Raw genomic sequence first — 23,467 nt, 5'->3', positions numbered from 1 at the left:
TCCTGCCAGCTCGAATCAACTCTTCAAGGTTTTTTCAACGGTTTCCATGGCCATGCCGAACACTTTTGGATTAAATCGGGCTTTCAGGGCCGGAATAAGCATCTCTTCCGTGATACCCCTGCCCAGTTTTGCCAGAACACCCAGGGATGCCAGTGCCCAGTCATGGCGTTTAATCTTCAGCTCCTTGAAATCCACCGTCATCACCTCTGCCTTGGTTTCCGGGATTTCCACGCTGGCTTCCCGGACCACCAGGGTATCGGGTCCCAGCTTTGCAAAGATTTTCTTACGGCGCTGTACACCTTCGTCACTCAGAGCAAGCACAATGGACGGGGCTTCAAGGCCGGCATACCCGATTGTCTCCGGAGATAAAATCAGTTCGCTCACGGACTGACCCCGGAGAACGGTGATGTTATAATCATTTTTCATGGAAGCATTGAGCCCTGCCACCATGCCGGCAAAACAGACAATATCTCCGGCGGTGACAATACGCATGCCAGCACTTCCCAGAATAACGATCTCTTCACGTTTGGGATTTTTAAGGGTCACCTGCTGTTCCACGGTCACCGCTTCGGGGTACACGGTTTTTTCAGCGGCAATGGCCCGGTAGCGTTCCCCATATTCAGGGCGCTGGTTTTTTTCCACCAAGCCTGTTTTGGTGGGTTTTTCTTCGATCATGGCATCAATGGCGGCAATGTTTAACTTGTTGCGCTTGGTGTAACGCCCGGTACACATGCCAAGGGTTTCCACCATGGCAAAACCTTTGTGCTGCATGGCGGATACAAAGTGATCCGACAGATTGGCATCATGACCGGAGTAACGGCTGACCCAGGTGGCACCTGCACTTTCGGCCACCTCACAGATATCAATGGGGATTTCCGCCTGATTCAGGAACTCCGAACCCACAACGGCATCACTGGGGGTGGTGGCGGAATACTGGCCACCGGTCATGCCGAAATTGAAATTATTTAAAATGATCAGGGTAATGTCCATGTTTTTTCTACAGGCGGACAAGACATGGGCACCACCGATGCCAAGGCCGCCGTCGCCCATGGTGACAATGACATTGAGTTCAGGGTCGGCAAGCTTCAATCCCTGGGCATAAGTCAATGCCCGTCCATGGAGACCGTGCAGTGCATGGACATTAAAAAAGGTGTCAAACAGGCCTGAGCATCCGATGTCCGTTACAATAACGGTTTTTTCGGCGGGGATACCCATTTTGATCAGGGCCTTGTCCAGCTCTTTGGTAATTCTTTCATGTGTACAGCCCGGACAGAACACCGGGGGACGGCTGTTATTTAATAGACTACTCATTTTCAATCACCTCCATTATCTTACCGGGTGCAATCAAGGTGCCGTCCATCTGACCGTAGAAATCAATGGTTTTACCTGCCAGAACCCGCCGGATTTCGTTGACGTACTGGCCCAGATTCATTTCAATGACCACAATGCGTTTGTACGCTGCTGCCTTTTCCTTGATGAGTTTTTCGGGAACGGGCCACACGGTTTTCAAGTTCAAGGTGGAAACGGGTTTTCCTTTTTCCGCCAGATGATCACAGGCATCTGTGACGGCCCGGGAACTTACTCCATAGCTGATCACCAGGGTGTCTGCCCCTTCTCTTTTCTTTTCTTCAAACAGGGAGATCCGCTCTTCAGCGGCCATAATTTTGTTCTGTAGTCGCTTCTGGGAGGCGCTGATCACTTCGGGATCAATGGTGATGTAGCCGTCGGGGCCATGGGTGGAAGATGTCTGGCGCACCAGGATCTTTCCGCCGATGGGCAAAAAATCCGGGGCTTTGTCGGCATCGGCTTCAAAGGGAATATAGTTTTCGCCGGTGAAGGGTTTTCGCTCCACCAGGGGGGGCAATGTAATGGCATCAAGGTCCAGGCTTTCCCGGGTCATGCCGATTTCTTTATTGGATGCAATGAACACCGGGCAACGGAACTCTTCGGCATAGTTGAAGGCATGCACCGTCAGTTCATAGCAGTCCTTTGCGTCCTTGGGCACCAGCACAATCACCGGCACACCGCCGGTGTTACCCCATCTTAAAAACTGAATATCGCTGTCAGCTCCCCGTGTGGCGGAACCGGTGGACGGCCCCAGTCTCTGCACATCCACAATGACCATGGGGATTTCACTGCCAACTGCAAAAGAAAGCTGTTCACTATAAAGGCTGATGCCAGGGCCGGATGTAGCCGTGAGCACTTTTTTCCCCGCCATGGCGGCCCCGATGCAATAGCCCATGGACGCAATTTCATCCTCACCCTGCACGCAAATCCCGCCTTTGGGGGGTAAAAGTTTCAGCATATTGGCAAAAACCGTGGTGGCCGGGGTAATCGGATACCCTGCAAAAAAGGAACAGCCGGCAGCCATGGCTCCCCTTGCAACCGCCTCATTTCCTTCCATGAATGATAAAGCCATTTTTTTTCTCCCGTTGTATTTAAGATACCTGACCGCAACACTTGCCGCTTTGGACCGGACACTCCGAGTTATTCAGGTAATCCATGTGCTGATAAGGCATAGTTGAGTCCATTACAAACCATTCACTCAATCAATATTTGATTAAATATTTGATTGAATAATCCACTCACTAACAGAGAGCTGCGCCAGAGTCAAGCAATTTAATCAAATAAAAAATCATATTAGAAATCAAATATCAATTTTCTATTGCATTTTCAAATTCTTTGATATAATCATCCACATGAAAATACAAAAATTAAATCAAAAATATAATCAAATTAAAATGACTGTTACATCAGGCGTTTTTCGAGAGAATTCCCTATGAGCCCTAAGAAAACACGTAAAAGAAAAGAAGACTTTACCCAGGAAGCCTACATGGGTATCCGCCGGATGTTTTTTAACAATGAAATCATCCCGGGCCAAAAAATATCCTACCGGGATCTTGCAGAACGCCTGGGTATGAGCCCTACTCCCATTATCCAGGCATTAAAGAGATTGGAATTCCAGGGACTGGTGCGCCATGAACCCAATTGTGGATATTACACGGAAAAAACAAGCATAGAAGAAATCACGGAAATTTATGATTTCAGAAAAATCATTGAGGTCTCCCTGCTTGAGAGCACCATTAACAAAATCAACACAACAAAATTAAAAAAACTCCAAAAAGCCCTGGACAACCATCTTTCCGCCGTACGGGATATTTATCTCAAGGACCGGCTGCTCCGGGACAGAGAATTTCACATGACCCTGGCGGAATTATCGGAATGCAATCTTCAAATCAACACATTAAGACATTTGTTTGACCTTCTTTATCTCAAATACCGGGGAAATATATTGTTTGTCACACCCATGGACACGGTGGATGACCAGCACATCAAAATATATGAGCACATCACATCAAAGGATACCGAGGGTGCCCAACGCATCCTGGGGCAACACATTTTAAATGTAAAAAAACATGCCCTCATCAGCATTAAACGAGTGGTTAACGGCAATTCTACTCCCATGATTTGATCTTAATCAGGCTTTCCATAGCCACAAATTCCGATGAACAAAACGAAGCGTGACAATGGTCCGCCCCTGACAGGCACCCAGTGCGGCTCCTTGTTTCAGGCTCCCCGCCTTTGGATGAATCACTTAAAAACAGCTTGACTTTTAGGACCTTTTACTATTTCATTGCACAGTTCAGGTGCTTGAGCTCAAGCATTAAAGGGAACCCTGTGAAATTCAGGGACGGGCCCGCCGCTGTAACGGAGACGAACGCTGCATAAATGTCACTGATTTTAAATTGGGAAGGCGCAGTTATTAGGTTGATCCGGAAGTCAGAAAACCTGCCTGAAACTTAATTATAATGTTCCCCGTGGACAAGGGACCATTACAGAGACGAGGGAAAAAAAGGGCATCCCCGGATCAATTTTTTAATTGTGGTCCGGTTTTTTTATTTTCCGGACCAATATATGTTATTCGTCAGGAGAATAAATCATGAAAAAAAGTATTCAGATTATCAGTATTGCGGCTTTATTTCTTATAATCAGTACAGCAGGGGTATTTGCCTCCGGGGGCATGGGCAATTCCGGCCCCGGGAAAAACGCCATTGTACTGGCAAGTTTCGGCACCACCGTTCCATCGGCTGTCAAATCCATTACTAATATTGCAGATGTCGTTAAAAAAGCCTATCCCGGAACCGAAGTACGCCTCACCTTTACCTCCAATATCATCCGTTCTGTATGGAAAAAACGCCAGGCCAATCCCAAAGAATGGCTTGATCAGGGAATTCCCAAAGAAGTTTTGTATGTTAAAAATTTCATTGCCACCGTGGGAGATCTGCTGGAAGACGGTTACACCAATATCATTGTCCAGCCCACCCACATGTTCTTCATGGAGCAGGCCCACGATCTTAAGCAATATGTAAACGCCCTTGCCTCCATCCACACCATGAAAGCCAAATGGAGCCCCATCAAGAATATTGTCATGGGTCGCCCGGCCCTGGGTATGCCCGGAGATAAATATCTCTACCACGACGATGTGGATGCGGCCATCAAAACCCTGGCCGATGATGTGGCCATGGCAAAGAAAGAAGGGGCTCTGCTTGTATACATGGGCCATGGAAACGAGCATTGGTCAACGGGAATTTATGCCGAAACCCAGAAAAAAATGCGTGAAGCCTATTCTGATGTGAAGACCTTCATCGGGGTTGTGGAAGGCGCACCGGGCATTGATGATTTACTGGCCGCCCTGAAGCATTCCAAAAACAAAAAAATTGTTTTAAAGCCTTTCATGATTGTTGCAGGTGACCATGCCACCAATGATATGGCAGGCCCGGAAGAAGATTCCTGGAAATCCATCCTCACGGCAGAAGGGTATACGGTAAAACCCGTTCTTTCCGGAATGGGTTCCAATAATGCCTTTGCAGGTATTTTTGTGGATCATATTGCTGATGCTGCCAAGGAACGGGGTATTGAGTTGAAGTAAGTCTTTCTGAAATAGCTCGTCAGTCAAAAGTTCTTCAGATTTGCCATTAAAAAATGTGCCTCATTAAAAACCAAAATATGTGTTGGGCCAGCGGGGGCAAGCTTGCATTATTGAACTTTTAACCCAAACATCACTAATGCAAGCCTGCCCCTCCCCAAGTAACGCATGCTGAGATCAAACCCCCAAATGGGGTTGCTCATAAGATGGACCTCTCTCTTTGAAGCCACTTTTTTGTTCCTCATCCATACCAAGGAAAACTCACGGATCTCCCGATTTCCGCGTAAAGAATGCCCTCACATGCCAAGTTCTTAGACTCCGCCGGGTCGATCCATAGCTCGCATAGCGCTACAGCTCGCGTTGCCTTCACAATCAGACCACGGGATCAGCACCCGAAATTTGGTGATTTCGGAGCTCAATAACCCGCCTGTGCTTCCCTCTGTCAACGCGTCAGCCAATGCATTACTGCAATTGCCGCATGACTTGAGGCTGGCATAAGTTGCTAAATCTTCACCATAAGACTTTTTCATTCTCTAGCATTTACCGACTTTAATCGGCGCTTTCAGTCTGTCCCCTATTTATGTGCCGGGGCTGTCATTGCCGAAAGGCCATCCCCTCATCCGAGGACATGCGGTCCAATCGCCGGTTCCGGGCCGGTTCCACATTCTCTCTAACAGGCCAAGTCCCCCATCGCATCTTGAAAAAAAGGCGGCGAAAATCATTTAAAATCATCAAAAGATTGGGAATCAAGACCAAGGTCAACACCGTGGCAAAGGCCACCCCCCCAGCCAGGGACAAGGCCATGGGGATAAGAAACTTTGCCTGGAGATTGGTCTCCATAATCAAGGGGGCAAGGCCGCCCACGGTACTCAAGGTGGTGAGTAAAATGGCCCGGAACCGGCGCTGTCCTCCGGACAACAAAGCCTCTTCAAAGGGCATACCCTCGGCAAGATTCTCATTTACCCGTTCGATCAGCACAATCGCATCATTGACCACCACCCCGGTGAGGGCCACCATGCCGAAAATACTCATCAAAGACAAATCATACCCTAACGCCAAATGCCCCAGGATGGCCCCGATAATACCAAAGGGCACGGTGATCATGATCACAAAGGGTTGGACATAGGAACGAAACATGGTGGCAATGATGATAAAAATCCCCACAATGGCCATGGGAAAGCCCACCATAAGGCTGGAAAAGGATTCGCGCATCTTTTTCTTTTCGCCCTGAAGCGAAATATAGAGCCCGGGATATTTTTTGTTAAGGGATTGAAAATAACCCGCGGAAAGTTCGGCCATGATCTCGTTGGCATTGGCGCGGTTGCTGTCCACATCGGCACTGACCGCCACCCGCCGCATGCCGTTGGTGCGGGTGATGGTGGCATACCCGGGACCGAAGGCCACGGTGGCCACAGACAAAAGGGGTACCTCCCGACCCTGGGGGGTTCTGATGCGGATATCTTTAAAATCCGATATACGGCTACGCTCTTTTTCGGTGTATCGCACCATGATTTTCACATCGTCCCTGCCCCGCTGAAGACGCACCGCCTCCTGGCCGAAATATCCGGCATACACCTGGCGGGCCAGATCTTCCACGGTGAGACCAAGGCCCCGGGCTTCGGGCTTTAATGCCAGGCGAAGCTCATTTTTCCCCGGCGAAAAATCAGACCGAATCTGGAACACTCCGTCAAAGTCCGCCAGTCGTTCCTGGATATCCGTGGCCGCCGAGCGGATGGCATCCATGTCATGCCCCTGTATCCATACCTCAATAGGCGCCCCCGGGGGGCCGGCTGCCATGCCGGCAAAGGTTAAAGACTTCACACCGGGAAGAATGCCTACCTCCTTCTCCCACATCACCATGATATCTTTGGAGTGAATTCCCCGCTGTTCCGAGGGCAGTAAGACAGCATGCATGCTTCCGTAGTTGGGACCAAAAGTTGGCATCTCCCCGGCAGTCACCCCCACAAGAACCAAGCTTTCTTTCAGCAAAGGCTCACCGGACAGGGTTTTTAACCGTCCATTGAGACGGAGCATAGCTGCTTCCACCTGTTCCATGGCGGCCTGGGTTATCTCCGGCGGCGTTCCATTGGGAAACTCCACGTTGGCGGTAACGATGAATCCGTCCAGATCGGAAAACACCTCAAATTTTAAAAGCCCCCCCTGCATGAAACCCAGGATTACCATGAAAAGGGCTATGGCAGAACAAAGAGACACATATCGCCAGCGAAGAGCCCGGGTCAAAAACGGCAGATACACCGTTGCCACAAACCATTGAAGCCCCCGTGCCACAGCCCCATGAAGGGCTTCAATCCAGACAAAAAGGAAGAAAGCCTTTGGTTTTTGAACACCTGGGTCCGGCAACTGGCTTAAATGGGCAGGCAGAAGAATCAGGCACTCCACCAGGGAAATGGCAAGACAGGCAATGACCACCACCGGCAGAACAAAAATGAACTTCCCCATGATGCCATTGATATATGCCAGGGGCAGAAAAGCCACCATGGTGGTGATCACCGCCGCCACCACGGGCATGCCCACCTCCCACACCCCTTCAACGGCAGCCATGAGAGGGGCTTGTCCATTATTGCGATGAACATAGATGGCCTCGCCCACCACAATGGCATCGTCCACCACAATACCCAGCACCATAATGAGTCCGAACAGGGAAATCATATTGATGGTGCCCCCCAGAAACCACAGAATAACCACCCCGCCGCCCAGGGAAATGGGAATCCCCATGCCGGCCCAAAAACTTAAACGAATATCCAGAAACAGCCACAGAAGAAAAAACACCAGGGCAAGCCCGATAATCCCATTTTTCATCAAGAGATCAATGCGGTCCTGGAGCATGTCCGTGGCATCATAAATCACGGAAATTCGGGCACCCGGGGGAAGCATCTGCTGTTTTTCCTTCACAAAACGATGAACGGCCCTGGAAATCACCAGGGCATCTTCTGCCTGGGTTTTAAGCACATTCACCAGCACTGCAGGTTTTCCGTTGACCTTGGCCCGGATGGGGTCCTGGGCAAACCCGTCATCAATCACCGCCAGCCGGGAAAGGGTTATGTGCTCACCATCGGGACCGGCCAGCACCACAATATCTGCCAAATCCCGGCCGGTGTATCTCCGGCCCAGGGTGCGCACCCGGATCTCTTCTCCCTGGGTTCGAAGGGTACCCCCGGCCAGATTCATGTTGCTCTTTCGAAGGGCGGTCACCACCTGATCAAAGGTGATGCCATACTCCCGCAGTCGGGATTCAGACACCTCAATGCCGATCTCATAGGCCCGGGTGCCGGATATGGTGGCCTGGGAAACCTCTGGTAATTCCTGAATTTCATCTTCCATGGCATAGGCCCATTCTTTAAGACGGCGTTCTGACATGTCCGCAGACAGGGCCAGCATGAGCACCGATTCTTTCAAGGTTATTTCCGAGATAATCGGTGATTCCGCATCCACGGGAAAAGTGGAGATGGCATCCACCCGGCTTCTGACCTTATCCAGGATATCCTGGACATCATAATTTTCATCCACCTCTATTTGGGCCGTGGCAACCCCTTCGGAGGACCGGGTGGTATATTGATCAATGCCCTCGATTTCTTCAATGGCCTCTTCTATTTTACGGCTGATGCCCTCTTCGGTCTCTTCGGGATCGGCCCCGGGATAGGGAACGGATATGGAGATCATGTCCAGGGAAAACTCCGGAAAAATCTCCCGGATCATGGAGTTCAGGGCAAAGCCTGCGGCCATGAAAATCAACAGCAGCAAAATATTGGCAAACACCGTGTTTCCGGCAAAAGCGGCAAGGATTTTTTTCATGCGCCATCCCCCGCATCGATGATATCAAGCAGACCGTTTTCCAAAGGGTCCACCAGGCGCGTGATAATAATTTCATCTCCCGGCTCAATGCCCTGGGACACATAAGTTTCTTCCCCCTGGGTCCGGGCCACGGTAACATGAAGGGTCTTAAGCCGCCCTTCTTTTACCGCATACACCGTGTTTTCAAAGGTGACTGCCCACCGGGGTAGAGAAATCACCTCTGTCAGTGCTTTGCCGGGTATGGAAACGCTGCAGAACATCCCCGCCACCAGAGGAAAGGCCTTTTTCGCCATGGCCTCTTGTGCCTTAATTCGCACGGCCACGGTGACGGTACGGGTGGCCGGATCAAAGGCCAGGGTGCGGTGCAGTTGGCCGGTCCATGGCGTTCCTGTGGGATTTTCGGTCCAGTGAATGGCCACAGGAACGGGTTTCACCCGGGAAAACCAGGCCAGCTGATCCGTTGCTGGCTCTTCACCATTCTCCTCAAACTGCAGCCATTGACTCACATCCCGGCTGTCCAAGGGCACGTGGATCTCCAGCAGAGAATCATCGGCCAAGGTAAGCACATTCTGCCCCGGTGAGGCATAGGCACCCTTTTCTACATCCACGGTTTTCAAACGGCCAGTGAAGGGGGCTGTTATCCGGCATCGCTGCAAATTGGCCGCAGCCAGGTCAAGGGAGGCCCGGGCAGCGGCAAGGGCACTTTCGGTCTCTTTTATCTGCAGGGGATAAACGGTAAGCATACGGTTCATCTGATCCACCAGGTCCCGGGCAGCGTTATAGGTCTGTTCCACCTTGTCCACTCCGGAGCGGGTGCCCACACGATTTTTTTTAAACAGGTCCGACACCCGCACGAATTCAGCCTGGGCCAAATCCCGGTTTCGCTTAAGGGTGGCCAGACGAAGACCTTCCTGGCGGAACTCTTCCCGAAGCCGGGCCACGGTCTTTTCCCGCTGGGCCACCACTGCCAGGGCCTGGTCCAAGGCCGACTGGTAATTCACCGGGTCCACGGCAAAGAGCAATGCCCCCTTTTCAATGATCTCCCCCACTTCCAGACGGGGATGCACGGCAACAATGGTGCCTGCCACCTCCGGTGCAATGGAAACAGTGTTCAGGGGTTTCACCTCGCCAAAGCCCTGGATGGACACCGCCACATTCCGGGGCCTGGCCACAAGGGTTTTCACACGGACGGCCTGCTCCGATCGCACCGCCTCCCGGGGCGGCACCTTCATGGCCTTAAGGCCCGTCATTGCTGCGGCCCCTGCCATTAGAATCAACACACTAAAAAGAATACGTACACTTATTCCAGGGCCGTTGCCCTTTTTGCCTGCCATGGACAGCACCTCTTATTTTTTTATAGCAGCCATGCCCCCACAGCCACAAAATTAAAAAAATTAATCCGCACTCACCACTCGGCATCCATCTCAGATGCCCAGAAATTTTGTTTTAATACGTTCAAAATGATCCACCAGCAATGATTTTTTCAAATCATAGGACCTCTGACCATCCCCGGAGGAGAGCACTTCATTAATGATTGTAAACTCCTGAATAATAGAAGTAATTTCATTTAACCAATCCCCGCTGTCCAGGGTGGTGTACCACAACCTGAAGGTCTGTTCGTAAAGCCCCTGGGACAGCTCCGTCACCACAGGATTATTCACAGCGTTATATATAATTGCCCTGTAATCATAATCCAGACGAACCAGCTTTTTTTTATCGTTCTCCCGGTCATTGTTTTCTGCAAGTATGGCACATTCTGATTTAAGTTTTTCGATTCCTTCTACATGCTTCCGGGAAAACCCTTCTGCTGCAAGTCGTCCGGCAAGACCTTCAATTTCAAACCGGGCACGGTAAATATTCATCATCTGCTGGAATTCAATTTCCGTTATCATGGTTCCGGTGCGGGCAATCACCCGGACCAGTTTTTCCCACTCCAGACGGTTTAAAATTTCCCGCATGGGGGTCCGGCTAACCCCAAACTCCTTGGCCAGTACATTTTCATTGAGAATCTGCCCTGGTTTGTAATCCAAGAACAAAATTCTTTCTTTGATCACGGTATAGATAGGTTCGTTCATAAACGTATTCTCCTGATATATTTTTCAGCTCTCTTGTATACTATAGAAACATCAGTGCAAAACTCAAAACATACCAGCCGTTTAATAACCCTGTCAACATATTTAGCACTCAGATTAAATCCCACGCCAAACCATGGACATACAAAAAAACAGAAAATAACAGGCATCCATCATATGAGCTAACAAGTAGTTTACACTTTTTGGGGTCAAATCAAAACACGGGACCACGATCCTGAAATTGCCAGCATGGGCATACCCCTTGACAAACCCAAAGAATGACATAATTTTGATAAATTATTTTTTTAAGATAAAATCTATACCACCATAAAATTTTAAGGATCACAAGATGCCTATATTTGAATTCAAATGTTCAGATTGCGAAGAATTTTTTGAAGTGCTCTTCATGTCCGGTGATGATGAGAAAGAGATTAAATGCCCCAAATGCAACTGCTCCGCAGTGGAGCGGGTTGTAAGTTCCACCAATTATGCCATGGGCCAAAGCGCTGTATCTCGTCAGCAAAAAGCCAGTGCCCAGACCCGAAACTGTTCCAGTGGTTCCTGCACCACATACACAGTTCCAGGCGACAGCAGAGGATAATTTGTTTTTTCATATAAAACTCCGTCTAAACGACTGCAATAGTTAGCGCTTTGTTTTTCATTATGGCAGATGCATACTGCCATGTATATTTAGATAAAACTCCATCCAACAAACTGTAATCATGAGAGTTTCAATCTTCGTTGTGTCGGCTGGCCGACATGGCGGTTATTAAGGAGATCAAGATGACCCAGTTTGCCACACTGACCCTTGATGGCAAAGCCTATGAGATACCTGTTATTGAAGGAACCGAGGGTGAAAGAGCCATTGACATAAGACAACTTCGCCAGGACACTGGACTGATCACCTTTGACCCCGGCTTTGGAAACACCGGCAGTTGTAAAAGTGCCATCACCTTCATGAACGGTGAAAAGGGAATTCTGCGCTACCGGGGTATTCCCATTGAAAAGCTGGCAAAACACTCCACCTTTGTGGAAACAGCCTACCTTCTGATCAATGGAAAACTGCCGGATAGAAAAACCCTCACTCGCACAAGTGTCATGCTCAGTGATTTTTCCATTCTCCATGAAGACATGAAATTCTTTTACCAGAATTTCCCCAGAAAGGCCCACCCCATGGGCATTTTGTCTGCCATGGTCAATGCACTGAGAAGCTTTTACCCGGAACTCATGGACCTGGATGAAGATCTCAATTACACCTTCCTTCGCCTCATCTCCAAGGTAAGAACCATGGCCGCCATGGCGTACAAGATCTCCCGGGGCCATAAGGTGGTTTATCCCAGGCCGGATTATTCTTATTGTGCCAATTTTCTTCACATGATGTTTGACAGCCCGGTGATTCCCTACCAAATGGACGACGATATGGTGGATGCCCTGAACGTGTTCTGGATTCTCCATGCCGATCATGAGCAGAACTGCTCCACCGCAGCGGTGCGGGTGGTTGGCAGCGGTAAAGTCAATATATATGCGGCCCTGTCTGCAGGCATCTCCGCCCTGTGGGGGCCCCTGCACGGCGGGGCAAACCAGGCGGTGATTCAGATGCTGGAGTCCATCCAGCAGGAGGGTTTGAGTATCCCCCAGGTCATTGAAAAGGCAAAGGACAAAAATGATCCATTCAGACTAATGGGATTTGGTCATCGGGTATATAAAACCTATGATCCCCGGGCCAAAATCATGAAGACCATCTGCGATAAGGTGCTCTCTAAATGCAAACACCTTGATTCATTGCTCAACACCGCCATGGAACTGGAAGCAGCAGCCCTTTCCGATGCCTATTTTCAGGAAAAAAACCTTTATCCCAATGTGGATTTCTACAGTGGTATTGTTCTTCGTGCCATGGGCATTCCCACCAATATGTTCACCGTGATGTTTGCCATTGGTCGTCTTCCGGGCTGGATTGCCCAGTGGCGCGAGGATATGCTTGATGCCAACCAGAAGATCAGCCGTCCCCGGCAGATTTACATCGGAGAAACCACCAGAGATTATGTCCCCATTGATGACAGACCCCCCACGCACCATTCGGAGAGCGGTCTTTTTACCGGACAATAATATTTCACCGCTGTGTCGCTTCATGTAGTCACCTCCCCTGAGCTAACTGAGCTAAAGACTCAGGGGGGGTGCCGGTTTTCTATATAAAAAGCCATTGTCCGGGGCAGTGCCCCCCGGCAATGGCTTTTTTGGGGCTTTATAACAGCTGACGAAGCATGAAAATGACATGATGCCGCTCCCAACAGTCACCCGTTGGAAGGTCTCTGCTATCGCACTTTCATATAAAACGGTAAACGGATATGTTCCGACGCCCTTATTCTTCCTCTTTACGACGGGGCAGAACCAGATTCATCACCACCCCGAGAATACCGGCAAGGCCAATGCCCTGGAGGGAAAATTCCCCGGCGGAAAAAGTCATACCGCCAATACCGAACACCAAAATCAAGGCCACAATGGAAAGATTTCTTGCCTCGGTGAGATCCTCACCGGACTGCATCAGTGTGTTCAGGCCGATGACCATGATGGCGCCAAAAAGCAGCAGCATGATACCGCCCATGACCGGGGCTGGCACCGTCTGGAGCAGGGCACCCATCTTACCCACAAAGGCCAACAGAATGGCAGTAATCGCAGCCCAAGTCATGACACCGGGATTGAATACCCGGGTCAGGGCAACGGCACCGGTGACCTCGGAATAGGTGGTATTGGGTGGTCCCCCCAGGAAGGAGGCAAAGGAGGTGGCAAGCCCATCTCCCAGCATGGTATTCTCTATGCCCGGGTCCTTGACATAATCCTTGCCAGTGACACCGCCGATGGCCAGTACATCACCAAAATGCTCGATGGCCGGAGCAATGGCAATGGGAACAATGTAAAAAATCGCCTGGAGATTCCACTCCGGGAACACAAACTTGGGAACGGCAAACCAGCTAGCCTTGGACACAAGGCCAAAATCAACTATGCCGAACAAAAGGCTCAGGATATAGCCGGTTACAATGCCGCACAAAATGGGAATCAGGCGAAGAAGGCCCTTGCCAAGGATGGACACAAGTACCGTGGCGGTAAGGGAAAGCAACGAGATGAACATGGCGGTTCTTTGGGGAAAAAGCACAAAGGAACCGTCCCCGGTTTTGCCCATGGCCATATTAACGGCAACGGGGGCCAGGATCAGCCCGATGACCATGATTACCGGCCCGGTCACCACCGGTGGAAGTACTTTTTTTATAACCCCGCTTCCCTGCCACCGGATGAGAAAGCTTAAAATCACATAAACAAAACCGGCGGCACATAACCCGCACATGGTACCAGGGATCCCCCAGGTTTTAACGCCGTACATGATGGGGGGCAGAAAGGCAAAGGAAGAGGCCAGAAAAATAGGAATCTTTCCCCGGGTCACCACCTGAAAGATTAGGGTACCACCACCGGCGGTGAAGAGAGCCACATTGGGATCAAGCCCCGTTAAAAGGGGAACCAGTACCAGGGCACCAAAGGCCACAAAAAGCATCTGGGCACCCAGAAGGCAATCTTTGGGTCTGAAATTATAATCGGACGATAAAGTAGAATCCTGGGACATCATGCCTCCTATTTGGTTCCAAATATTTTATCACCGGCATCCCCGAGACCCGGCAGAATATAGCCCACTTCGTTGAGGCGGTCATCAATGGCGGCCACATAAATATCCACATCCGGATGGGTCTCCTGCACCTTTGCAATGCCTTCCGGTGCCGCCACCAGAAAAAGCCCCATGATTTTTGTGCAGCCAGATTCCTTCAAGAGGGCAATGGTGGCCATGAGGGTGCCCCCGGTGGCCAGCATGGGATCCAGAATCAATGCGGTTCTCTCCTCCATGGCGCTGGCTGTTTTCACATAGTACTGCACCGGCTGCAGGGTCTCTTCATTGCGGTAGAAACCCACCACGCTGACCTTGGCAGAGGGAATCATGTCAATGACTCCGTCCATCATACCAAGACCTGCCCGGAGAATGGGAACAATGGTGATTTTTTTACCCTTGATCTGCTCCACGGTAACTTCCCCGGCCCATCCCTGGATGGTCTGGGTTTCCGTTTCAAGGTGTTTGGTGGCCTCATAGGTGAGAAGCCGAGCCACTTCTGAAGATAAATCTCTAAAATCTTTTGTGGAAATGTCTTTTTCCCGCATCAGGCCCAATTTGTGCTTGATAAGGGGATGGTCCGCAACATGGACTGCCATGGAAAGTCTCCTTGTGCTGAATTGTTAGATTATGTATTGAAGTTTTAAAGCAATTGATAAATCTTTTAAAGATAGAAAAAATCAAGCCTTTTAGTCAAGGGAAATGATCAAAAAAACAGTATTTCCGATTTTAATAGACCGGGATTCTGCCTGGTAGCCCGGGATCAGGCTAAGAGTTTTTTTATATGAAAAGGTCACCTTCAAGTTTACCTCAGCAGAGCCGCCCCCCGACGGGCAATAGGAACTGTCTACAGTTCCGGTCCGGGCCCATTGCCCGTCGGGGGCGGCGGTATAATACCATTTGGCTCCGCGCCTACGACCCTATATTTGTTGTGTCCACCAGGACATGCCTGTTTATATGAAAATCCGACATCAAAGCCCCCAATGGCCGAGCAGGCCAGCCTTTCCAGCAACACAATAACAACCATGTATTGAATTTTTTCCTGTTTTGTGGTCAAACAGAGCCATGGAAATGCCAACTTATATTGATGTGGCCGTGGCCCTGCCCATGGACAACACCTATGTATACAAAGTACCGGATCACCTGAAACATGCGGCCCTTACCGGCATGCGGGTGCTGGTTCCCTTTGGCAGACGCAGGATCACAGGTTACATAATCGGGTTCAGAAAGGACAGTGGCGGATACCAGGCCAGGCTGATACTGGACTTCCCCGATGACATACCCCTTTTCCCCCCGGGCATGATCTCTTTTTTCAAATGGATCTCAAACTATTACATCCACCCCCTGGGGGAGGTAATTAAAACCGCCCTGCCCGTGGGACTCAATCGATACGATGTGTCCGTTCTGAACATCACCCCAGCGGGTCTTGATGCCCTTGCTGCGAACACCATCACCCCCCGGGAACGAGATATTCTGGCGTCCTTGCAGGAAAAGGGTCCCCTTCCCGTCAAGACATTCACCACCGTAAAAAACAGCACCGGTATCCACGCCCTGGTGAAAAAAATGGACCGCCAAGGCCTTGTTCTTCTTTCTTCCTCTCTGAAAAAAGATCAGATTCAAATGAAAAAGGAGACCTTTTTCAGCCATGTAAAAGGCGTTCCAGATACAGTCAAGCTGTCCACCAAACGGCAACTGCTGCTTGCCATGGTAAAAAAAGACGGTGAGATTGCCCTCTCAAAATTGAAAAAAGAGATACCCACTGCCCCGAAACTAGCCAAAATCCTGGAAGGCCAGGGCTATATCAAACGCTTTCAAAAACAGGTGTTTCGAGATCCCCTGGGTGAACCCGTAATCCCGGACACACCGCCGCCCCTCACCCATGAACAGCAAAGCGTGGTAAACCAGGTCCAGGGCAAAATAAACTTGGGCTTTCGCACCTATCTCCTGTCCGGGGTCACGGGCAGCGGAAAAACAGAAGTCTACATGCGCCTTGTCAGCCTGGCGGAGGCAAAGGGAAAGGGGGCCATTGTGTTGGTGCCGGAAATTTCCCTGATTTCCCAGACAGAACGCAGATTCCGAGCACGGTTCGGCAACCGCATTGCCGTGCTTCACAGCGCCCTGACCAAGGGCGAACTCCTGGACCAGTGGCATAGAATCCTTAAAGGGGATGTTTCCATTGTCATTGGTGCCCGGTCCGCCATATTTGCCCCCCTCGCCTCCATTGGCATCATCATTGTGGACGAGGAGCATGACAGCTCTTACAAACAGGAGTCGGGCCTTAGATACAATGCCAGAGACCTTGCCGTGGTCCGGGGTAAAATGTGTGACATTCCCGTGGTGCTGGGTTCAGCCACCCCCTCCATGCAGTCCTATTACAATGCCTGCCAGGGAAAATTCACCGAGCTGCAGCTGAAAAAAAGGGTCAATAAACGCCCCCTGCCGGAAATTCACATGGTGGACCTGAGAAAATACAAGGATTTCCGGGGAAGAGAAAAAATAATCACTCCGGAGCTTTCCCGGGAAATTCATGCCTGCCTCACCCGGGGCGAACAGGCCCTGATCTTTTTGAATCGACGGGGCTTTGCCACTTTTCCCGTGTGTGAGTCCTGCGGGGAAACCATCAAGTGCCGCTTCTGCGATGTCACCATGACCCTGCACAAGGATACCGATGAATTCAGATGCCATCTGTGTGGGTTTGCCACCACAATTTTTAAAAAATGCACCCATTGCGGTGCCTCCCGGGTAAAGCCCCTGGGGTTTGGGACGGAAAAAATTGAGGCCATGCTTAAAGAGATGTTTCCCGAAGCCCGGGTGGCCCGGCTGGACCAGGACACGGGCAGCAAGAAAGGGGCCACCATAAACATCCTCAAGCAGGTGCAGAACCGCACCATTGACATTATCGTGGGCACCCAGATGCTGGCCAAGGGCCATGATTTTCCCGCCATCACCCTGGTTGGCATCATCTGTGCTGACATGTCCCTGAACTTTCCCGATTTTCGATCCGGGGAAAGAACCTTTCAGCTGCTGGCCCAGGTGGCGGGCCGTGCAGGCAGAGGAGACCTGCCCGGCAAGGTGATCATGCAGACCTACACCCCGGATCATTTCAGTATTGAAGCCTCAAAAAATCAGGACTTCATGGAATTCTACGCCCGGGAATTCCCCTTTCGCCAGGCCCTTTCCTACCCTCCGGTCTCCCGGATCATCCAGTTGAAAATCTCCGGCATCAACAAGGACAAGGTGGAACAGCACGCCATCATGGTGGGAGAGCTGTGCCAGGCCCTGATCCCGAAAAATTTACCCCCCTCCCATGCTGTTCAAATGCTTGGTCCCATTGAGGCGGGTATCCCTAAAATTGCCCTGCGATACCGGTGGCAGCTCCTGGTGAAAAGCCCTTCGGCAACCACTCTCAATCAGCTGATCACCCGGATGATCTCAGATAAGAAAGCCTTTGCATCCAAAGAGGTAAAGGTTTCCATTGATGTAGACCCCTATTTCATGTTGTAGGAAAAATGATGCCTAACAGCCCTTCCAAATCCCATAATTTACTTCCCAGACTGCTCGTGATTGACAACTATGACTCCTTCACATACAATCTGGTGCAGATGTTTACCCGGTTTCACCTTGACATTATTGTGAAACGATCAGATAAAATAAGCACATCAGATGCAGCGGCCATGGCACCGGATTACCTTCTCATCAGTCCCGGTCCCAAAGATCCCACCCATGCCGGTGTGTCCATGGACATGATCCGTACCTGTTACACCTCCTGTCCCATTCTGGGCGTGTGTCTTGGCATGCAGTGTTTAAATGAGGTCTTTGGCGGCACTACCCAGCGGGCACCGGTGCCGGTGCATGGCAAGACAGACACCATCTTTCACCATGACACGGATATCTTCAAGGGCATGCCATCGCCCTTTGCCGCGGCCCGATACCACTCGCTGGTCATTGCGCCGGCAAACCCCGATGTGATCACCACGGCATGGAATGACCAAAATATCATCATGGGCGTCAAACTTCGGGATCATCCTGTATTTGGGGTCCAGTTTCATCCAGAGAGTTTTTTAACTGAAAGGGGTGACATCCTGATAGAAAATTTTCTAAAAACCGGTGCTCCCGTGGAAGAGAAACATTCACTGACACAGGCCTGACCCCATTGGTCCGCCAATTGTGACAGCTGGACCATGTTATGCCCCCCTTTTAAACGCAAGTTAAGTGGCTTTGCACGGCTTGAAGGAGAGTATCATGAAAATATCAAGCAATATCGAAAACCTCCACCGGGTCAGGGACTATGTCAGAAAATTTTGCCTGGCCCTTGCCCCCCCTCCCCCGGAAGAGACACTGGACATGCTTGAACTTGCTGCCAATGAAGTGGCAGCCAACATCATCCGCCATGGATATAAAGACAGCAAGGGGGGTGAATTTGAGATCATTGCCCTTCAGGAAACCAATGGTATTTCCATAGAATTTCTGGACCAGGGACATCCGTTCCACCGTGAGGATGCCACCCTGTTTAACCCGGAAGCAGATGAAATTGAAGACAAAGAGGGGGGATTTGGTCTTTTCATCATCGAAAAAATAATGGACAGGGTCATCTATGACCAGGATGAAAATGGCAACAACCGCACCCAATTGTTTATAAAAACCCCTGGGGTTTGAACTGATAAAATTTAAAAAAAAGGCAATTCACATGAACATTGAAAAAACCACTGAAAACGATGTATTGATTATCAAAATATGTGCCAACATGCTGGACGTTTCCAAGGTATCTGAGTTCAAGGAAACCACCCTTCCCCTGTTGAAAAACCAGAAAAAGGTAATCTTTGACCTTGAAGAACTGCCTTTTGTGGACAGTTCCGGCTGCGGTGCCATCCTTTCCTGCATCCGTCAGGTAAGTGCCGAAGATGGGGAACTGAAGATATGCAACACCAACAAACGGGTCCGCACATTATTTGAGCTGATCCGAATGCACAAAATCGTTGATATCCACAATACCCGGCAAGAGGCCATGGACAGTTTCTGAATAAGCGATCATGTCGGCCTGCCGATACAACGAACAATGGGTCGTAGACGCGGAGCCAAATGGCATTATGCCGCCGCCCTCGACGGGCAATGGGCCCGGCCCGGAACCGTAAACGGCTCAATTGGCCGCTTCCCATTGCCCGTCGGGGGCGGCTCTGCTGAGCTAAACTTGAAGGCTGCCATTTCATATAACATACATGGCAATAAGCACCTGCCACAACGAAAGTTAAAACGCTCATCATTGCAGCATGTTGGACGGAATTTCTTATAAAAGTGCAGGACAAAACGGGATCATCGCGTATCAGGAAAAAAAGCATGAAAAACTATACACGAAAAGCACTTCTTGAGGAACTGACCCGTCGATATGACCGTTCCGGTTCCCGGGGGTCATTGAACTACCTGAGAAAAAAATATGCCTGGCTCATCGTCACCCGGACCACCAGCCTGATAAAGCGCACCATGGATATCCTGGTGGCGGTGATCTTTCTTGTGGGGCTGTCCCCCCTGTTTTTTCTGGTGGCCCTTATCATCTATCTCACCGACCGGGGACCCGTGATCTACACCCAGAAACGGGTGGGCAAGTGGGGCCGAGAATTTTCCTTTCCCAAGTTCAGATCCATGGTGGTCAATGCCGATGAAATCCGCCAGAAAATCCTGGACCAGAGCCACCACGCCAACAGTTTAACCTTTAAAATGGCAAAGGACCCCCGAATCACATGGATCGGCGGCATCATCCGCAAGCTCAGCATTGATGAACTGCCCCAGCTGTGGAATGTCCTCAAGGGGGACATGTCCCTTGTGGGGCCCCGGCCACCCCTTCCCGAAGAGGTGGCAAGGTATACCCTCAAAGACCGGCGAAGGCTGGATGTCACCCCGGGGCTTACCTGTACCTGGCAGGTGTCCGGCCGTTCGGATATTCCCTTTGATGAACAGGTAAAGCTGGATGTGGCCTACATTGAGAGTAAAAGTATCATGACAGACATCCGCATTTTATTTAAGACCATTCCAGCGGTACTCTCCGGCAAAGGGGCTTATTAATTTTTTTTATATGAAAAGGTAGCCTTCAAGTTTACCTCGGCAGAGCCGTCCCCGACGGGTAATAGGAACCGGCCAATTGAGCCGTCTACGGTTCCGGGCCGGGCCCATTGCCTGCTGAGTCAAAAAGTGGCGTAATTCATTCAGAAAGGAAAATGAGATATGAGAGCCATCATCGACGCAAGCATGTTCTTTAACACCCATGAACTGCTGGGCAGTCGCGTACCCAGCTGTCTGGCATTTGTGCTGGACCGCCCCTTTCTGCAGCACGTCATTGAAGTGTGTGTCAATGGCGGCATTGAAACCTTTGATATTCTGATCTCCGCCCACCCCGAAAAAATAGAGGCAGCCCTTGGAAACGGTGACCGATGGGGGGTTACAATCACCTACCATCTCCTGAAAAATCCGTCACAGTTTCCCCGGATCTTTAACACCCTGAAGGCAGACAATTTTTTTCTGTTTGCCCGGGGAGATCGTCTGCCTGCCCTGCCCGGGGAGCAACTCCCAGAACTTGCCTCCCGACATGCATTGACCGCCATCAGCACCCCGAAAGATGACCAGGTGCCCTGTTGGTCGGGCTGGGCCATCCTTTCCGCCCATCTGTACCCCGTACTTTCAACGGATCATGGATATGAGGAGTTTTTCACCTGGCTCATGGAAAACAATGCCCATATCCTGTCCACGCCGGAAGTGCTCTCCTGTGATTCCTGCGAAGAGGTTCTTGAGGCCAACAAAACGGTGCTCTCCCAGGATGATTTTGATTTTCTCATGCGCACCGCCACTGAGGTGGAAGAAGGCATCTGGATCGCAAGGGACGTGGCCCTTCATCCCGATGCCCACCTCATTGCACCGGTGTATCTGGATGAACAGATCCGCATAGAAGCCGGAGTAACCCTTGGCCCCAACGTGGTCCTGGGAAAAGGTACCATGGTGGCCCGGGACTCCAGCCTTAAAAATGCCGTTGTGTTTCCTGGCACCTATGTGGGGGAGGGTCTTGAGCTAACCAACGCCGTCCTTGACCGAAACTGCCTTGTGAACACCGAATTTAATTCAGAAAGTTTTATTTCCGAACAGTTCATCCTGGGGGACATGGCCGAACAAAATATTAAAAAATGGATTTCATCCCAAATTTCACGTCTGATCGCCCTTTTTCTGACAACACTTTTTCTTCCACTGACGGCAGCCACGGCCCTTGTTTTAAAGCTGTTTAGAAAGGGAAACATATGGCAGACAATCCAGGTCATCCGGCTACCCACGGCAACGGATGCCTTTGCCTGGACCCCGGTAAATCTTTCATTTTTTACCCTGTCCCCCCAAAACCCATCCCGGGGTGCTGGATTCTGGTGGAAGGATTTTCTGTTACGGTTTCTCCCGGGCCTTTTCAATGTAATCAAGGGAAAGATGGCCATCACCGGGGTATCTCCCCGGACCCGGGAAGACCTGGAGGCCCTGGATCAAGACTGGCGGGAAATCTACATCCGGGGGACACTTGGACTTATCACCGAATCCCTGATCCATTTCGGTCCTGATCCCACTGCCGATGAACGCTACTCCGCCGAAGCTATTTACATTGCATCACCTTCTGTTTTGCGTGATATAAAGCTGGCAATACAATATTTCACACGCCTTTTTTTTGCCGGAAAGTCCTTCAAATAAGGAAACTGCCAAGCTCCTTGATGAGGATACCCATTCTCCCAATCGGGATCTTTGGGCTTTGTCAGGGCTTAATCACAACATGGGGCATACTGTAAAGAAGCCCGGATCTTTATTATTCATGGGGATCAGCCCCCAGAAAACAATTCAAGAGATGACACCTATGAACATTGATTGCGTGATTATCGGTATCAATACGGAACAAACCATTGAGCAATGCATCCGCAACCTCCTGGCCAGCCATTACTCCCGGGGAATCGTGAACATCTATTATGTGGATGGAGGCTCAACGGACCAAAGCATACGTAAAGCCCAGGCCTTTGACGGGGTAAATGTCATCGCCCTTAATCCCCGATACCCCACTCCGGGCCTGGGCAGAAACAACGGCTGGAAGGCCGGTACCTCCCCGCTGGTGCAATTTCTGGATTCCGATGCCATGGTGGACCCCCAGTGGCTTAACACCGCCGTTGATGCCCTCATGAAAGACGACACCATCGGTGCCGTGCGGGGCAACCGCTATGAACTGCACCCCCTTGCATCGGTGTTCAACTGGATCGGAGATATGGAATGGAACGCAGCCCCGGGCTTCTGTGACGCCTTTGGCGGAGACGTGATGGTCCGGCGCAGTATCCTTGAAGACACCGGGGGGTATGACGAGGTGCTGGTGGCCGGGGAAGACCCGGAATTGAGCCGTCGCATCCAGAAAAAAGGATGGAAAATTCTGCAGATTGATACCCCCATGTGCGGCCATGACCTTGCCATGATGCACCTTTCCCAGTATTGGAAACGGGGTCATCGTACAGGGTATGGTTATGCCGCCGTCACAGCCAAGTATGGCCTTTCCGAAGGTGGTTTCTGGATTCGGGAACTGCTTCGTATCTGCGTGCGGGGGGGTGGGTTTGTGGGATCTGGACTGGCGGGTATCCTCCTTGTCTTTGTAGACCCCTTGTTTCTGATGCTTTTTTTCCCCGGACTGGTGCTGCTGTTTTACCCGTTTTTATTTAAAATTTCATGGTTCATGGAAAATAAACACCTGAAACGTAAACCAGCCATGGTCTATGCTCTGCACTGCTCTTTTGTGGTGATTCCCCAGTTTTTCGGGGTCAAACGGTTTTTCTGGGGAAAACTGTTCCACTGCCCGCTGCGGAACAAACCTGCGGCACTGAAAACTAATATTTCGAGATAATTCGTATGATTATAGAATCCTGGACGGAGATCCTTACGCATAAGATGCCGACAACAGAGTCCTCAAGTCTACCTCAGCAGAGCCCCTCCCCCGATGGGCAATAGGAACCGGAC

At 50.5% G+C, this 23,467-nt stretch carries 18 protein-coding genes and 1 riboswitch; of the genes, 11 read left to right on the top strand and 7 right to left on the bottom strand.

Annotation, left to right across the window (positions count from 1 at the left end):
* Window positions 1–15: 15 nt before the first annotated feature.
* A complete protein-coding gene (locus tag ACYQ2M_RS20150; protein ID WP_459918180.1) occupies window positions 16–1,311 on the bottom strand; it encodes a thiamine pyrophosphate-dependent enzyme in 1,296 nt (431 codons plus the stop codon).
* Window positions 1,304–2,419 carry a transketolase C-terminal domain-containing protein gene (locus ACYQ2M_RS20145; protein WP_459918179.1) on the bottom strand — a complete coding sequence of 372 codons (1,116 nt, stop codon included), beginning with the start codon at window positions 2,417–2,419 and terminating at the stop codon, window positions 1,304–1,306. Before ACYQ2M_RS20145 ends, ACYQ2M_RS20150 begins: the two co-directional genes overlap by 8 nt.
* A gap of 360 nt (window positions 2,420–2,779) precedes the next feature.
* Between ACYQ2M_RS20145 and ACYQ2M_RS20140 the strand changes: the two genes are divergently transcribed.
* Window positions 2,780–3,472 (top strand): GntR family transcriptional regulator, encoded by a 693-nt coding sequence (locus ACYQ2M_RS20140; protein ID WP_459918178.1) that lies wholly within the window; start codon window positions 2,780–2,782, stop codon window positions 3,470–3,472.
* A gap of 156 nt (window positions 3,473–3,628) precedes the next feature.
* A riboswitch (cobalamin riboswitch) is annotated at window positions 3,629–3,811 on the top strand.
* Between the two features lie 129 nt (window positions 3,812–3,940).
* Window positions 3,941–4,930, top strand: a complete 990-nt coding sequence (locus tag ACYQ2M_RS20135) for a sirohydrochlorin cobaltochelatase (protein WP_459918177.1) — start codon at window positions 3,941–3,943, stop codon at window positions 4,928–4,930.
* Between the two features lie 591 nt (window positions 4,931–5,521).
* On the opposite strand, the gene ACYQ2M_RS20130 is transcribed toward ACYQ2M_RS20135, so the two are convergent.
* The 3 genes from ACYQ2M_RS20130 to ACYQ2M_RS20120 all read right to left on the bottom strand — a co-directional run bounded on the left by ACYQ2M_RS20130 (window position 5,522) and on the right by ACYQ2M_RS20120 (window position 10,815).
* On the bottom strand, window positions 5,522–8,740 hold the full coding sequence (locus ACYQ2M_RS20130; RefSeq protein WP_459918176.1) for an efflux RND transporter permease subunit: 3,219 nt from the start codon (window positions 8,738–8,740) through the stop codon (window positions 5,522–5,524).
* Entirely contained in the window at window positions 8,737–10,074 is a 1,338-nt protein-coding gene (locus ACYQ2M_RS20125; RefSeq protein WP_459918175.1) for an efflux RND transporter periplasmic adaptor subunit, read from the bottom strand. The genes ACYQ2M_RS20130 and ACYQ2M_RS20125 overlap by 4 nt, the downstream gene beginning before the upstream one ends.
* A 90-nt stretch (window positions 10,075–10,164) precedes the next feature.
* Entirely contained in the window at window positions 10,165–10,815 is a 651-nt protein-coding gene (locus ACYQ2M_RS20120) for a GntR family transcriptional regulator (RefSeq protein WP_459918174.1), read from the bottom strand.
* A 346-nt stretch (window positions 10,816–11,161) separates the two neighbouring features.
* Here ACYQ2M_RS20120 and ACYQ2M_RS20115 point away from each other — a divergent pair, with 346 nt between their 5' ends.
* Window positions 11,162–11,413, top strand: a complete 252-nt coding sequence (locus ACYQ2M_RS20115) for an FmdB family zinc ribbon protein (RefSeq protein ID WP_459918173.1) — start codon at window positions 11,162–11,164, stop codon at window positions 11,411–11,413.
* Between the two features lie 182 nt (window positions 11,414–11,595).
* Window positions 11,596–12,918 carry a citrate synthase gene (locus ACYQ2M_RS20110; protein ID WP_459918172.1) on the top strand — a complete coding sequence of 441 codons (1,323 nt, stop codon included), beginning with the start codon at window positions 11,596–11,598 and terminating at the stop codon, window positions 12,916–12,918.
* 253 nt (window positions 12,919–13,171) lie between these two features.
* Here the strand turns inward: ACYQ2M_RS20110 and ACYQ2M_RS20105 are convergent, their stop codons facing one another.
* Together ACYQ2M_RS20105 and upp are read right to left on the bottom strand one after the other, a co-directional pair.
* Window positions 13,172–14,428, bottom strand: coding sequence for a uracil-xanthine permease family protein (locus tag ACYQ2M_RS20105; protein WP_459918171.1), 1,257 nt, complete (start codon window positions 14,426–14,428; stop codon window positions 13,172–13,174).
* Window positions 14,429–14,433: 5 nt separating this feature from the next.
* A complete protein-coding gene (gene upp / locus ACYQ2M_RS20100) occupies window positions 14,434–15,060 on the bottom strand; it encodes a uracil phosphoribosyltransferase (RefSeq protein ID WP_459918170.1) in 627 nt (208 codons plus the stop codon).
* A gap of 466 nt (window positions 15,061–15,526) precedes the next feature.
* On the opposite strand from upp, the gene priA reads away from it, so the two are divergent.
* The 7 genes from priA to ACYQ2M_RS20065 all read left to right on the top strand — a co-directional run bounded on the left by priA (window position 15,527) and on the right by ACYQ2M_RS20065 (window position 23,354).
* A complete protein-coding gene (gene priA / locus ACYQ2M_RS20095) occupies window positions 15,527–17,965 on the top strand; it encodes a replication restart helicase PriA (protein WP_459918169.1) in 2,439 nt (812 codons plus the stop codon).
* Between the two features lie 5 nt (window positions 17,966–17,970).
* Window positions 17,971–18,609 (top strand): anthranilate synthase component II, encoded by a 639-nt coding sequence (locus ACYQ2M_RS20090; protein WP_459918168.1) that lies wholly within the window; start codon window positions 17,971–17,973, stop codon window positions 18,607–18,609.
* Between the two features lie 94 nt (window positions 18,610–18,703).
* Complete coding sequence (locus ACYQ2M_RS20085) at window positions 18,704–19,117, top strand: ATP-binding protein (protein ID WP_459918167.1); 414 nt, start codon at window positions 18,704–18,706, stop codon at window positions 19,115–19,117.
* A 31-nt stretch (window positions 19,118–19,148) separates the two neighbouring features.
* Window positions 19,149–19,481 (top strand): anti-sigma factor antagonist, encoded by a 333-nt coding sequence (locus ACYQ2M_RS20080; protein WP_459918166.1) that lies wholly within the window; start codon window positions 19,149–19,151, stop codon window positions 19,479–19,481.
* A gap of 314 nt (window positions 19,482–19,795) precedes the next feature.
* Entirely contained in the window at window positions 19,796–20,518 is a 723-nt protein-coding gene (locus ACYQ2M_RS20075; RefSeq protein WP_459918165.1) for a sugar transferase, read from the top strand.
* Between the two features lie 159 nt (window positions 20,519–20,677).
* Entirely contained in the window at window positions 20,678–22,171 is a 1,494-nt protein-coding gene (locus ACYQ2M_RS20070) for a sugar transferase (RefSeq protein ID WP_459918164.1), read from the top strand.
* Window positions 22,172–22,331: 160 nt separating this feature from the next.
* Window positions 22,332–23,354 carry a glycosyltransferase family 2 protein gene (locus ACYQ2M_RS20065; protein ID WP_459918163.1) on the top strand — a complete coding sequence of 341 codons (1,023 nt, stop codon included), beginning with the start codon at window positions 22,332–22,334 and terminating at the stop codon, window positions 23,352–23,354.
* Window positions 23,355–23,467 lie beyond the last annotated feature (113 nt).

The sequence above is a fragment of the Desulfocicer niacini genome (assembly GCF_054657595.1).
This window is presented reverse-complemented; position numbering and strand designations above follow the sequence as displayed.